Consider the following 15712-nt stretch of genomic DNA (forward strand, 5'->3'; position numbering starts at 1 on the left):
CTAATCAGTAATTTACAATCAGCACTTCTTTTGTTACTCCATCTTTCTTTGTATGATAATTTGAATTAGAATAATCATAATTTAATGGAATTACCCTATATTTTTCATTTTTATTTATCCATTCACATAATATAGTATTTCTCTTCCCCTTGCTTTCAAGCACATTAGATAACGCAAAACGAATTCCTTTCTTGTCAAGCTCTTCCAGATATCTTAGCAAGTCACTTTCATCTTGCTCTGTCCACCCAGATTGTTCATTATATGTTGCACAAGTAATTAAATATGGTGGATCAGCATAAAAAAAGCTTCTGTCCGTATATCCTTCTATGCTTACATTTCTGAAGTCATCTATAGTAAACCTGTAATCACTGCTTTTAATCCTATCAATAAATGCTTCTAACTTTCCTTGCATTTTAGAATTAAAGTCCCTCTTACCTACAGGTAAGTTAAATTCTTCTTTTCGATTAAAACGCAACTGATTATTAAAAGAGTATACAATTAATAAATATAACATTAAGTAATATTCATCATCTTTCTCTGATTTTTTGTTAAAATCTTCTCTTAACTTATTATAGCCTAGCTTATTATAATCCCCCAGCCCCTTCGAACTTTCACTATTATAAAAATCATATCCATTTTCACTAACAAGAGATAGTCCATACTTATCTATAGCACTATATACCCATTTGATTATTTCAGTCTTAGGCAGCTTTCTAAATATATCTAATAAACCAACAAGGTATTTATTGTTGTCATTAAACAGTACTTTATTACATTCAACATTTATTCCAACATTACATCCACCACAGAATAAATCAACCATTTTGTCAATATCCTTAGGAAATAACGGCAGTATCTGTGAAAGTAATTTGTATTTACCACCTGTATAATTTAATGCTGATGGAATAACTTCTTTCTCCTCATTGCTACATATACACAAAAATAATCGTTCTTGATTTGTCTTTATATCCGACTTTCCTGTAGAGAATGCTTTGTAATCCTCTGCAAAAATTTTCACTTCACCTTTCTTCCTCAAAATTCTCATAATGTCGTCATCGCTCATCTTGGCATTAGAACGGTCATTACCTTTATTTGCCATATTATTGTAAGACAACAAAATATACTTTGCATGTATGGAATTAATTAGATCTTCAAAGCTTGCAGTTGCCTTCGTAGTACAATAATCACTTTTTAAGTCAGTTCTGTCCATCTTTTTTGCAACTCCAAATACTTTTGGCTTATTCCATCTAGCTACATTCTCCAGTAAATGATATGCATCACAGTACTGCCTTGAATTATACGGAGGATCAATATAAACTAAATCAGCTTCTATTTCCGGTACAAGCTTATTTGTGTCCATATTATAACAAACATTATTCTCGTTTAGATCAGATTCAGGCTCAGGTACATATAATTCTAGATGCTTTTCAAACCGTATTCCTTGTCTATATGCATCATAGTGTCCACATGTATTAGCTATCTTATCCATAGCATACAGTAATGATGTTATAAGTAATGCCCTTTCTCTACCGTTGATTTCATCAGCATTATACTTATCCTCTATGTCTTGTCTAATATATCCTATTTTTCTGCAATCATCCAACGAAAAATATGTATTCGAAAAATTATTGCTCATGTAATTATCTTCTGCCACATGCAAATTATTATATCCAGTAATGAGGTTAATTATTCTATCTTCTGAATATTTTTCATTACTAAACCAGGCAACATGACATATATAATTACTATACATAATATCATTGGTAATAAGTTTCTTGTCAGTAAATGCAGAGGCTACAGCCCCAGTACCTGCAAAGATATCTGCAACTGTGTTGATGTTTTTGCACTCATTTTCAACCACCCTTTTAATAAATGGAAGCAGTTTATATTTGTTTCCTAAATATCTCCTATTGTTTATTTTAGTAATTTTATATTCTCTCACTATCTCTTCTGCTTTAGTAGAATTATCAGTTCTATTCTTTTTTATATATTCCTTAAGCTTACAGTAAACTTCCTCATTCCAAACTGTTCTTCCATTATTATTTACTTCAACTTCTATCACACCATTATCTTTTAGGTAGTATAAATATGACCTAGAAATATCTAATTTTTTTGCTAACTGCGTTGCGGAATAATTCATGTTTTCATCTCCATCTTATGCAACAAATTTTATCATTTATTGGACACTTTTCTTTCTATTATACCATTATTCACCAGTTTTTCAATCCAAATATTGAATAATTTCTTATAAAATGGATGCTAAAAAATACAGAAGTAACTTCTAGTTTATCTTCTCATATCTAAATTTTCGTTTTTCACTAGGACTTTACTTCCGGTCATACTATTCCTTTTTCTATTAGTAGGATAAAGGATGACTACTATGAAAGTAATACACTTATCAAATAGTGACTATATTATTCATAAATTGATGTTTCTGTAAAATCACTTTACCCTTAAGCCATTAAGAGAATAGAACCTAGTCTCCACATGTATTTTATCAATAAAATTGTATGCAATAATTCCAATTTCTACAAATATAGCTATAATAAAGTTTTATATCGTGACAATACACATTTATAGTTTCTTCAACAGAATTTAATAGTTTATATTTATACCCTGTATATCTTCTATTTTATATATTTAATGCTACCGCAACTATTCTTGTTTAATTTTTCAATATAGCATTGGACTATTGAATAATGCTTTGCTTTATTTTCAATTATCCAATTAAGATATTTTTGGTCTTTCTGATAAATTGATGCTATAGTCTCTCCATTATATTTCCCAAAGTCAATTACATAATCAGCAATTTCAGAGGTAGACTTATGTGAGTATATATCGTAAATCATTGAATCCGTATTATCCAAGCATTCATTGTTTAGCTTAACAAACCATTTTGCAAATGAATCTCTTGTGTGTTTTATCTGTAATTCTTGCGTAATTCCATTTTCATCCATGTCAAAAACTTCAATTAGAAGCACCTCCCCATCAGCTCTGGTACCTTTTTTTGCATAATTTACAAGGTAAAGCTTTGCTTCAAAATCTAATTTTGCTCTCCACAATGATAAAAACTTATTCTTATTTTTGTTCCAATATCTTCTAGGATGGCTAGTATATGGTGTAACATTCTGTGTCTCTTCACATAGTAGATATTCAAAAATAATATAACCATGCTGTGGATGCTTTTGTAACCTGTCAAAATTTACAGCTGCTGTTACATTGTCTCCAAGTAATTCCTTTGAAAAATTAAAGCCACTTTCATCATCATTACCTAATTTCTTACTCAATATCTCTCGCATCGTTATCCTCCAAAAAAATATATGATATCACCAAGCTTACAATTAAGTATTCTGCAAATAGCACCTATGCATTCAAGAAAAACATACTAATTTCTATGAATTTTTATAATTATATCAGCACTCAATCCTGCTTCATTAGCAAGCTTAGATTCTTTTATTTTTCTCACTATCAATATTAAAATAACTTATCATAATTAGTTGCCATCTTTATATCTCCCATTGCACAATTTGACTAATAAATGATATCACGAAATCATAAAACTTTCAATTTATACCTATATTAACTTTAAATAAACTACTAACAGATTGCCTGACTGAAAATATACCGGACGATACTTTTACAATTGGTGAATATAGCTTTACATGGATGTCTCTTGAAGATATGGAAAAAGATGAGAGAATAATGGAAGTAAATGAGGAAGTGATTGCTTTTGTTAGGTCTAAATGTCAGTAAGGCAGGACTATGAGAAGTTTGGTTTTAATCTATTCTAAAGCCTTGGTTTGATACACAATTTATAATTCTATTTCTATAAAAAGCCCCCCAAGGTTATCCCTTGTGAGGCTTCATTATACTGTATTTATAGCCAATCAGCTGATATTATAGTGCGATAGTAGCAACCTTACCTGAACGGGCTGTTCTACCACACTCATGCTTCTACTGTTGTAGAATCGAGGTGGTTTAGGGTGTTTTTGTAGCTTATATCGCTATTTTCGCGTTTGTAATTTGTTTTTGGAACATTTTTATAGTCAGAATAGGGCCAGTAGCAAACTGCATATTTTAATCTTCTAGTAGAGAATGTATTCAAGATTAGTTCGGTTTCTCTCTTACCAAGAGAGCCTGAACACACTCCTCATTTATACCATTAACTTATGCTTATGAAATCTTCAACTATCTTTGTGTACTGTTCTGAATAATGTATTTTATACCATCCCAAGCGCCAATTTGACTTTACATACGATATTGCTTGTGCACGAGGAAATAAGTAACGTATTTTGCAACATGACCATATAAACCATTCAGGAACTGCTGCATCTTGCAGTATTCCTATATATTCCGAATACCTGTTGCTGTGATCATACGCCCATTCCCCTTTTCTAACTTGCTCTGTAATTAAATATGCTGTCGCTTCATCTATACCTTTATTTATCATAAAATCATACATATCATCCCTACTAGAAATAATTTCAGACAAATCTGCCTTTCCTTGTTCCAATAATAATTCCGCATTATCACTCCACACATCTGTTCCATAACATAATGCAAAGACTTTAACCAGTTCATCAAAGTTCTTAGGCATTGCCTTCTTTAAAATTTCTATCAAGCCTTGAACCATAAAGTCTGGAAGTTCCTCGCAACCCATCACACCATTGAAGTCAAAAAACAGTTCCATGATTTCTGGTTCGCAATAAGTCAGTTCATCTGGCATATCTCCCGTGATTTCTTCAAGCTTTTCTAACATGTCAAAGCAGAAATGAGATAATATGTCCTGCTTAAACAGGCAATTATCCAACCTATAGTAATAATTAAAATATGTAATTGCCCGCTTATCTTTTGTAAAAGCAAGAGGAGTATAATCTTGCACCTCGTCACCTTGGGGTATAAGAACAATTCCACTTGGATTAACCCTTTTATCCTCATATACATTTTGTAAATCAATTACAATTTTTTTTACTTTATCTTCTGAAAAAATAACATTATTATTTTTCTGATAGTCTTCTACTGCTACATAAGCCATCTCTTCAGATACACAAATTTCTGTTGATGCTAAAACAGTTGAACTGATTCCATCACAATTTCTATAAATTGCAATAGCTTTTTTCCTCATATTTGTCGAGAAATTTAGGTCAATATCAGCTTCTTTTATCTTGTTAAAACCAAACACAAAATATGGAGAAAGATTATATTGAATAGGGTTTATATCAGATATTCCAAGCAAAAAACACACCAAGGTATTTCCAGCACAACCTCGAGTGTTTATCTCAAATGGTCTTACATTAAGATTCTCTATTAAGCGATGCAAATAAATAAATGCAAATTCTGTGTTTGTATTATGTATCGCCTCGAGTTCCCAATTCAATCGTTCTTCTATTTCTTCAGGCACATTATCCTTATATAATTTCCATAATTTGCTCTCACACAACCTTCTTATTTCTATGGAATCGTTCTCATTATATGGATAATGCTTTCCTTCCGGTAGAAAATCTATCACTTCACACATATTGGCTATTTTATTTGTATTAGTGATTACAATTTTTCTTGCCTTTTCATCTGGTAAATAGAAAAATTCTTCCAACATCTCTTTTGTTGTTCTAAAATGCAAGTCCGTATCATCATCTTCATCAAACCCACGATATGCTCTTAGTATCTTTCTGCTCAATAAATCTTCTTTGTGCAAATAATGAGCGTCTGATGTTGCTACAACCGGAATACCCAACCGTTCTCCTAAAGAAATCAGTCGTTGATTTATATCAATAAGATCCTGCTCAGTCTGAATATAAGAATATATTTCTTGTTCCAGCAGAAACTTATTATTCATATGTGGCTGGACTTCAATAAAATCAAAGCGTTTTGCTATTTCCTCTATCTCCTCTTCACTTTTATCATTGATAATAGCTTTATATAGCAACCCAGCTTTGCATCCACTTCCCAATAGTAAATTACCCCTGTTATTGCATAATTCACGCAATGAAAAAATAACTCTTCCTTTTGTCGCCTTACTTTTCTCCTCTTGCGAAATCATATTATAGATTATCTTTTTCCCTTTAGAGTTTTTCAACAAAACTGTACAATGATAGATTGCAGATTTTTCAAAAGTTTTTGAGCAATGCTCTATATTATCATTAACATATTCAATAGCAACATTTTTAATCTTCAATCTTTCAGTGATCTTGCTAAATATCATTCCACAGGCAGTTGCATCATCTACAGCCCGATGACAATGTTGGATATTAATACCTAATTCCTCACATACACTGTCGAGTTTATATATTTGAAATTCAGGATATACATATCTGCACAACATTAATGTATCAATATATGTCGGACAGTAATCCACTCCTGCTTTATTCGCAGCTACTTTTAGAAATCTAATATCAAAGTTAGCATTATACGCCACAAGTATGTTATCTCCCGCAAACTTACAGAATTCTCTTAATGCCACCTTAATATCGGGAGCATCAGAAACCATCTCATTTGAAATGCCTGTAATTTTTTCGATAAACTTTGATATATTTTTACCCGGATTCACTAAAATACTAAATCTATCAACCACTTCTCCATTACACACCTTTACTGCACCTATTTCAATTATATCATTCTTTTTTGCGGAAAACCCTGTTGTTTCAACATCTACTGCAATAAACACAGAAATATCCTGCCCATTATAGTTATATACTGCTTTCTCATAGTCATCTACTACATAAGCTTCCATTCCAAAAATAGGCTTAACATTACAATCATCAAATGAAGTTGCCCATTCAAGTTCCGGAAACATCAGTATGTTCCCAGTGTCAGTGATTGCAACTGCCGGCATTCCTTCTTTCTGTACCAATTTGACTATATCATATGGACTAGCCAGACCATCCATCTCACTATATTTACTATGACAATGTAATTCTACTCGTTCCATAAAAACACCTCACTAATATGTTCTCTGAAGCAACTCTATCCAAGTTTTTTCAGAACGGTCATCAATATATACATCTCTATTGCTATGATGTAAGCATACCATAAATGTATGTACATTATTTTTTACATATCAAAACAATTTTTTTTGCCCAGCTCTCGGTTATTGAGTTATCATCAAGAACTATCTCTTGCCAAATTCCGGCATAATAAATGCCTCCACCATTTTTTGCCGAATTCTTCCTCTTTGTTTTTACTAAATTATCGTGATTATATGCATTTTCGTATTTCCAAGTAGCTTTAGTTTTTCCCTCCATTGTAAGAACACGTTTTGGGTCATAATCAAAGGTACCACACCCTGGCATTTCTGGTGCAAACGTCAACTTTTCTGTTGCGAGGTAAATTGTATTATTTGATTCCCTATTTCTCTCGACACATGAATGCGGATGCCAATAAAATTTCCTTATTTCTTCTGCTTTATGAACCACTTTCCCCACTTGCATATAACCCCATATCGCCTGAATAGGCATACCAAAATAAACATCCTTATTATTCTTGCCTTTTCTAACATACTGATAGGCTCCAGCCTTATTTCTAACTACATGCCTGAAATTACCAAAAAAAAGAAATAAATCTCCCTCTTTCACGCAACAATTTCTTAAGTATCCTGCTGCTTGATTTATTTGTCCAAATGCCGGACACCAATTCTTAACCGGATTTTTTCTCCTGCTTGCAACTAAATCAGGATCTAAATGACAACAATCCGGTTGCTTGTTTAAATCATATCCCAAATCAAGTAATATCTTATCAAGTCCTACTTCAGCACAAGTCAATTCTTCATACTTTATATTATCTTTCTTCTTGTCTTTACTCGGTATAGGTAACGAAAGCATAATACGATTGTCTATAATCGGACTTAGTATTCCACCATTTGTACTATCAAAACCTTTTCTGCTAAGTATTACTTTCATTTATTCTTCTCCATATCAAAATAAAATCTCTTAATTTGTTCTTCCTTTATACATCTACTGTTTTTAAACCATTAACAGTGTAAAATATCACTTACTACTGTAATTTCATTACTTTTCCAATCAAAATTAAACATTTTCATTCCCCATTTCTATTATATTTTTCATTCATTTCACTTACTGCTTCTGCAATTTTACGACGCAAAGAAACAGGTTCTAGAACTTCAACATATGGTCCGTATTGTAATGTCCAATAAAAGAAAGCCTGCTCATTGCACCTCAATCTAACCAAGACCTGGTTGTTTTGCCTTTTCTTAATAACATAAAAATCATTTCCAAACCAGTCTACAAGTTCACCTATAATCGTTTCATCAACAAGCATATTAATTGTAACACTGCCTCCACTAAACATATAAATATGCTCTGCCATGTGTTTCGGAAGATTCAACCCCTGTTCCAGACCCATCACTTGATTCTGCTGTTTTACTTTTTCTGTCAGCATTTCTACGCAGGTCATTTTATCTAGCCGGTAATGGGAAATATCATCGTACTTATCATAATTTCCAATTAAGTAGTAAAATCCATTATTAGCTACCATTTGATATGGATTAACTATATATTTTTCCTCTCGTTTAGGATGCAGTTTAAAATCAGAACCATATTGGTTGTAAACAAAACTGATTTTCTTATGCTGCGAAATAGCCTCATTTATTGTATCTAGAACATACATAAGCTGCTTATTATACCCATGGCGCAGTTCTGGCAAATTAATAATATGATTTACTTTTGCAGAAAAATATTTGTTACCGATGCTTTTAAGTTTTTCAATCAATGTCTTCGCCTGCTTTTGCGTCAAAAATTTTGCAAATAAGACACTATCTATAAGCATACGCAATTCTACATCGTCAAACTCTCTCTCTAAAAGATAATATCCGTCTTCCATGGAAATTTCATAGCCCAATTCTCTCAAACACACTACATTATTCTTTACAGATCTACGATCACAAACCATATCATAATTAGATTTCAGCAATCTTATAATCTCCTGCTGGGTCAATCTATGCTCTTGATCCGAATACTCTTTCAAGATTTCCAAAATCAACATATTAAGCATTTTTTTATTTCCTGTAGCGTACATACCTATTCCTCTCCGAAGACTGTATATAAAGTGTGCTGTATATTCATCAAGCTTCTCTCCTATTTTTCTTCTCTTTGAATAACCTTAAATTTTTGCCTGTCATAACGTTTGTATTTCTTAGGAAATTCAGTAAAGTTCAAATTCGTATATGCCCAAAGATCCTCGCCTTCACGCAGTGTAATTAGAACTTTAGCCAACTCATTTCCCAATACATCTCTGCGATATAGAACTGCCCCATTAAGTAAATTAAATGCAAATGTTACTATATCGTTATTTGCCAAAAAATCCACATAATTCCGAACTACATCTGTACTTTCTTCCATTGCATCGTCAACCATTCCAATATCAAGTACAGAATAATCAGCTGATTCTGCTTCATAATGCATAACAATTATATTTGTATTCTTATCAGATAATTCATCATTTTCTTTATCCTTACATGCATAATTATAAATTGTAGGGATTATCACTGCCATTGTCAAGTTTTCATCTTTTTCAAATAGCTCTGCTTCAAATGGTACTCCACCAGCAATAATTCCTTTCACAAATACAAGATTTTTCTCAGTTACTCCGTCTGTATTATTGCAAACCGTATAATCATAATTGCTCGTATAATACCCCTCAGACTCTTTTGTATAATACCCCTCAGACTCTTCATCTTCATCTGTATCAATCAGAAAATCATTCGGATATCAGACAAGGATTTTGTCCTTAAACACCTCCTTGAAATCCTCAATTTTATTTTCATCCTCTAAGATGGCAAACACAACATTTTCAAAGAATTGACTCAATCCATCATCTCCGAAAAACAACTGATAAAAATAAGTAGCTACTCTTCTCGTATCATTGCCAAACGCTCCACATCCCCATGCTCCCAAAACAAGATTTCTATATCCCTTTCTGGCAGCCAGAAACAACATCTTTCTTAATCTTTTGACCATTACATTATCCAAAACTTCTTGAGATATCCTTGAAGCCGATCCACATTTATTCGGTGCAGGTACAGTAATTACAGAAGTCCAAAACGGATAATCCAATAACTCCCCAGTAAAACTTCTGTATACATACACACTTGGACTTAACAACATATAATCTGAATCGCACGGTTTCCTGTGAATGTTGTTATAATCATACATTTCGCGCGCTTTATCACTTGAGATTGACTTATATAGCGTACTGCATCTACATAATGATTCCTCTTGGGCTCTTGCACCATTCAAATATCCACCTCCAGGTCTATGGGCATTTGCAAAATTCATCACAAGCGTTCTTTCCAATCCACTTGCTGCTTCAAAAGAATCTGCATTTACAACAAAAAAAGATGCACCTTCTGTTACACAGAAAGAGTGTTCAAAGAACTCATCTACACTATTCTCAATATCCTGCAAATGTTCAGGTGAATACACTTCAACATCTTCACATTCATTACAACCAGTCTCTTTAATAAAATCTTCTGTAAACTGAATTGTTTCTTTTGCCATTGCAATTAAATCCAATCTTCTCATTTTTATCACATCCTCTCGTGTATTACGAATAAATTATGGGATTCTCCACAATGTGAGTATATCATAGTTATATGTTCATTATTTTGTACGCAAAAGATTTATCTTTTTCTTCTCAAATTCTTCTTCCATCAAAATATGCAAAATTTAAATGTGATTGACACAAGACGCAATCGGGTAGGAGGTAGATAATTATTTTATCTACCGACCTCCCACACCACCGTGCGTACCGTTCGGTACACGGCGGTTCTTTAGTTTTCACATATTTTCATGTAGTACTCTGTGAATGTCGGATAGCCGAGTTCACGGAGTTTCTTATTGTTAAATGCAGTCTGTAATACGAAGTATCCACCACAATACCAGTTTCCATTTCGCATATTTGCGCATATCCACGCTTTCTCTTCATCTACACCTAACTTCTTTAGTTCTTTGAATTTAGTCTTTACTTTCTTCCATTGTTTCCAGTAGATTGTCCTTATTTTATGTCTCAGCCATTCGTCAGTTCTAAGAAGGATACTCTTTATATCTGCAAGCCCAAAGTAATTGACAAATCCACGTATATAAAGCGTAAGTTTCATTGCCCTGTATGAATTACTCCATCCGTTACTTCTTTTTGTCAGTTCCCTTATTCTGTCTTTCATCTTAGCTACTGACTTTGGGTGTATCCTCAGTCTGCATTCCCCCTTGTACCTATAAAAGCTGTACCCTAGGTATTTGACCTTGCTTATATGCTCCACGCAGGTTTTCTCCTTGTTTACTTTAAGAAACAGTTTACCTTCTATATATGGCGTGATATTGCGTAAGGTTCTCTCTGCACTCTTTCTGCTTCTACAAAATATCATACAGTCATCTGCATATCTGACGTATCTGTGTCCTCTTCGCACCAATTCCTTATCTAGCTCATTTAGCATTATGTTGCTAAGCAACAGGCTAAGTGGACCACCTTGCGGTACTCCTACCTCGGTTCTTTCAAATACTCCTCTGCTTATCACTCCTGCATTGAGATACTTGTGAATAAGAGATATAACCCTTCCGTCTCTGATGGTTCGTGATAGTACTTCAATAAGCTTACTTTGGCATACTGTGTCAAAGAACTTCTCTAAATCCATATCTACCACATATACATATCCATCATTTACGTTTGTCTGACACCTCTTTAGTGCATCGTGTGCCCTTCTGTTTGGACGAAATCCGTAGCTGTCTTCTGAAAACTGTTTCTCGTAAATAGGAGTTAGCACCTGTGCTATTGCCTGCTGAAAAACTCTGTCAACAACCGTAATGGTACTATGACTTTTGCTGACTTCTTGCCATTCGTTGTTACTATGGCTTCTTACTCTGTTTCCACCACTGGCAAGACCTCCCTCGGTACCACACGTTTCTTTCTCCCCACCTATCTGCCACATTTACCATAGCTAATTCCGAGTAGTTATTGGACTTCAGTTTGCTATGCAACCTTATCCTTAGCCATAGCCTGATGTGATTTCTATTCGTCAGACCGGAGATTTGCCATCCGACTTCCTTCAGATTCCACCTCACGATGGACACCCTTGTCTTCGGCGCATCCTTCCCACTACTAGGGCGGATTAGGGACTTTCACCCTTTAGAAACGTGCGCCGCAAGGCACACCCTTAAAAAAGCCCCCCAAGGTTATACCCTGGAGGGCTCAAATTTACTTAATTGATAATCAATCAGTTACAATTACTCGATGATAGTAGCAACCTTACCTGATCCAACTGTTCTACCACCCTCACGGATAGCGAAACCAAGACCAGCTTCCATTGCAACTGGATGAATAAGCTCAACAGTAATCTCTGCGTTATCACCAGGCATACACATCTCTGCATCGCCATTAAGTGTAACTACACCTGTAACGTCAGTTGTTCTGAAGTAGAACTGTGGACGATAGTTGTTGAAGAATGGAGTATGACGTCCACCCTCTTCCTTTGAAAGAACGTATACCTGAGCTGTAAACTTCTTGTGGCAAGTTACACTGCCTGGTTTACAAAGAACCTGTCCTCTTTCAATCTCATCACGGTTAACACCACGGAGAAGAGCACCGATATTATCACCAGCCTCAGCTGTATCAAGAAGCTTACGGAACATCTCGATACCTGTAACTGTTGTCTTTCTATTCTCCTCACGTCCACCAACGATCTCAAGCTCGTCGTTAAGTTTAAGTGTACCACGCTCTACTCTACCTGTAGCAACGGTACCACGACCTGTAATTGTAAATACATCCTCTACAGGCATAAGGAATGGCTTATCTACATCACGCTCTGGATCTGGGATATAAGAATCTACAGTATCCATAAGCTCCATAATCTTATCTCCCCAAGGACCGTGTGGATCCTCAAGAGCCTTAAGAGCTGAACCTCTAACGATTGGGCATCCCTTGAAGCCATACTCTTCAAGCTGCTCTGTAACTTCCATCTCTACGAGATCGATAAGCTCCTCATCATCAACCATATCACACTTGTTAAGGAATACTACGATGTAAGGAACACCTACCTGACGGCTAAGAAGGATGTGCTCTCTTGTCTGAGCCATAACACCGTCTGTAGCAGCAACAACGAGGATAGCACCGTCCATCTGAGCAGCACCTGTGATCATGTTCTTAACGTAGTCAGCATGTCCAGGGCAGTCAACGTGTGCATAGTGTCTCTTCTCTGTTGAGTACTCTACGTGAGCTGTAGAGATAGTAATACCTCTTTCTCTCTCTTCCGGAGCCTTATCAATGTTTGCGAAATCTACAGCATTGTTTCCCTGTACTCTCTCAGAAAGAACCTTTGTTATAGCAGCTGTAAGTGTTGTTTTACCATGATCTACGTGACCAATGGTACCAATATTACAATGTACTTTACTTCTCTCAAATTTAGCCTTTGCCATTTTGAATCTTCCTCCTTAATTATGGAAAATATTGTGATTACTTCATCACTTTTCTAATTATCAGGTTGACTTTACAACTTTGTTAAAATGTACTAAAGCCAACCATATTAAGTCCTATTATATTCTAAAAACTGTCTATTTGCAAGCATAATTATTATAATTACTTGCCAGCCCTTTCCTGGCTTCTTGCTGAAAGAACTTTTTCCTGAACATTCTTTGGTACCTGCTCGTAATGATCAAAGAACATTGAGTAGTTACCACGTCCCTGAGTTCTTGAACGAAGGTCTGTCGCATATCCGAACATCTCTGCAAGTGGTACAAAGCCTTTAACCATCTTACCACCACCGATGTCTTCCATACCCTCAATACGTCCACGGCGTGAATTGATATCACCAATTACATCACCCATGTACTCTTCAGGCATTGTTACTTCAACCTTCATGATAGGCTCAACCAGAACTGAACCACCCTTATTCATAGCGTCCTTCATAGCCATAGATCCTGCTACATGGAATGCCATTTCTGAGGAGTCAACTTCGTGGTAAGAACCATCGTATACGTTTGCGTGTACACCGATAACAGGGAATCCGCCAAGGATACCTGCTCTTGTAGCCTCTTCGATACCATCAAAAATAGGCTGGATGTATTCCTTAGGAATAGCACCGCCGACAACGGTAGACTCGCACTTAAATGTCTCTTCTGAGTTAACATCAAGTGGTGCAAACTTAACCTTACAGTGACCATACTGACCACGTCCACCGGACTGTCTGATGTACTTAGCTTCAACTTCGCAAGGCTTTGTAAGAGCTTCTCTGTATGCAACCTGAGGTGCGCCAACGTTAGCTTCTACATTGAACTCACGAAGGAGACGGTCAACAATAATCTCAAGGTGAAGCTCACCCATACCTGCGATAATTGTCTGTCCTGTCTCTGTATCGGTATGTGCCTTGAATGTAGGGTCCTCTTCAGCAAGCTTAGCAAGAGCCTCACCAAGCTTACCCTGTCCTGCCTTTGTCTTAGGCTCGATAGCGAGCTCGATAACAGGCTCTGGGAATTCCATTGACTCAAGGATAACAGGATGCTGCTCATCACAGATGGTATCACCTGTTGCTGTAATCTTAAGACCTACAGCAGCAGCTATATCTCCTGAGAATACCTCCTCAATCTCAGTACGCTTGTTAGCGTGCATCTGGAGGATACGGCCCACTCTTTCCTTCTTGCCCTTTGTAGCATTAAGCACATAAGAGCCTGACTTAAGGATACCTGAGTAAACTCTGAAGAAAGCAAGCTTTCCTACGAATGGGTCAGTCATAATCTTGAATGCAAGTGCTGAGAATGGCTCCTCATCAGATGAGTGTCTAACCACCTCATTACCATCAGGATCAACACCTGTGATATCAGGGATATCTGTAGGTGCAGGCATGAACTCGATAACTGCATCAAGAAGCTTCTGAATACCTTTATTTCTATATGCTGTACCGCAGCAAACAGGAATAGCCTTACACTCAATTGTTCCCTTACGAAGAGCAGCCTTAAGAGCTGGAACTTCAGGAATATTGCCGTCAAGGTACTCCATCATAAGCTCGTCATCAAGCTCACAGCACTTTTCAACGAGTTCGTCATGATAGATTGCCGCATCATCTTTTAAATCATCAGGGATATCAGTAACCTTGATATTCTCTCCCTTATCTCCTTCGAAGATGTAAGCCTTCATCTCAAACAAGTCAACAATACCTACAAATGTATCTTCTTTTCCGATTGGAAGCTGAAGAAGCACTGGGTTCTTGCCGAGCTTTGTCTTAATCTGATCTACTGCTCCGTAGAAGTTAGCACCAAGTATGTCCATCTTATTTACATAAGCCATACGAGGTACGTTATACTGATCAGCCTGTCTCCATACGTTTTCAGACTGAGGCTCAACACCGCCCTTAGCACAGAATACACCTACAGCACCATCAAGTACACGGAGTGAACGCTCAACCTCAACTGTGAAGTCAACGTGTCCAGGTGTATCAATGATGTTGATACGATGTGCTAATGCGCCCGGCATTGGCTTACCCTCTTTTTCAAGAGTCCAATGGCAGGTTGTCGCTGCGGATGTGATGGTTATACCTCTTTCCTGCTCCTGAGCCATCCAGTCCATGGTAGCAGTACCTTCGTGGGTATCACCAATCTTATAGTTTACACCAGTGTAGAATAAGATACGCTCTGTAAGAGTAGTCTTACCTGCATCGATATGAGCCATAATACCGATATTTCTGGTTCTTTCAAGTGGATATTCTCTCTTAGCCAAC

Annotated in this window: 10 protein-coding genes; all 10 read right to left on the minus strand. The window is 35.9% G+C overall.

The annotated features are described in order from the left end of the window. Positions 1-4 precede the first annotated feature (4 nt). Positions 5-2140, minus strand: coding sequence for a Dam family site-specific DNA-(adenine-N6)-methyltransferase (locus JJN12_RS11695; RefSeq protein ID WP_208429855.1), 2136 nt, complete (start codon positions 2138-2140; stop codon positions 5-7). A 487-nt stretch (positions 2141-2627) separates the two neighbouring features. Beyond that, positions 2628-3299, minus strand: a complete 672-nt coding sequence (locus JJN12_RS11700; RefSeq protein ID WP_208429856.1) for an exodeoxyribonuclease X C-terminal domain-containing protein — start codon at positions 3297-3299, stop codon at positions 2628-2630. An 863-nt stretch (positions 3300-4162) separates the two neighbouring features. Further along, positions 4163-6928: an exonuclease domain-containing protein gene (locus JJN12_RS11705; RefSeq protein ID WP_208429857.1), complete on the minus strand. Its 2766-nt coding sequence runs from the start codon at positions 6926-6928 to the stop codon at positions 4163-4165. Between the two features lie 115 nt (positions 6929-7043). Then, on the minus strand, positions 7044-7895 hold the full coding sequence (locus tag JJN12_RS11710) for an Nmad3 family putative nucleotide modification protein (RefSeq protein ID WP_208429858.1): 852 nt from the start codon (positions 7893-7895) through the stop codon (positions 7044-7046). Between the two features lie 136 nt (positions 7896-8031). Then, a complete protein-coding gene (locus tag JJN12_RS11715; RefSeq protein WP_208429859.1) occupies positions 8032-9030 on the minus strand; it encodes a helix-turn-helix transcriptional regulator in 999 nt (332 codons plus the stop codon). 59 nt (positions 9031-9089) lie between these two features. Beyond that, positions 9090-9575: a hypothetical protein gene (locus tag JJN12_RS11720; RefSeq protein ID WP_208429860.1), complete on the minus strand. Its 486-nt coding sequence runs from the start codon at positions 9573-9575 to the stop codon at positions 9090-9092. A gap of 147 nt (positions 9576-9722) precedes the next feature. Beyond that, positions 9723-10535: a TIGR02452 family protein gene (locus JJN12_RS11725; protein ID WP_236013779.1), complete on the minus strand. Its 813-nt coding sequence runs from the start codon at positions 10533-10535 to the stop codon at positions 9723-9725. A 248-nt stretch (positions 10536-10783) separates the two neighbouring features. Beyond that, positions 10784-11935, minus strand: coding sequence for a group II intron reverse transcriptase/maturase (ltrA, locus tag JJN12_RS11730; RefSeq protein WP_208429861.1), 1152 nt, complete (start codon positions 11933-11935; stop codon positions 10784-10786). A 295-nt stretch (positions 11936-12230) separates the two neighbouring features. Further along, positions 12231-13418, minus strand: coding sequence for an elongation factor Tu (gene tuf / locus JJN12_RS11735; protein ID WP_208429862.1), 1188 nt, complete (start codon positions 13416-13418; stop codon positions 12231-12233). Positions 13419-13578: 160 nt separating this feature from the next. Then, positions 13579-15711, minus strand: coding sequence for an elongation factor G (gene fusA / locus JJN12_RS11740; RefSeq protein WP_208429863.1), 2133 nt, complete (start codon positions 15709-15711; stop codon positions 13579-13581). Position 15712 lies beyond the last annotated feature (1 nt).

The organism is Catonella massiliensis, from assembly GCF_016651435.1.
In the GTDB taxonomy this organism is placed as follows: domain Bacteria; phylum Bacillota; class Clostridia; order Lachnospirales; family Lachnospiraceae; genus Catonella; species Catonella massiliensis.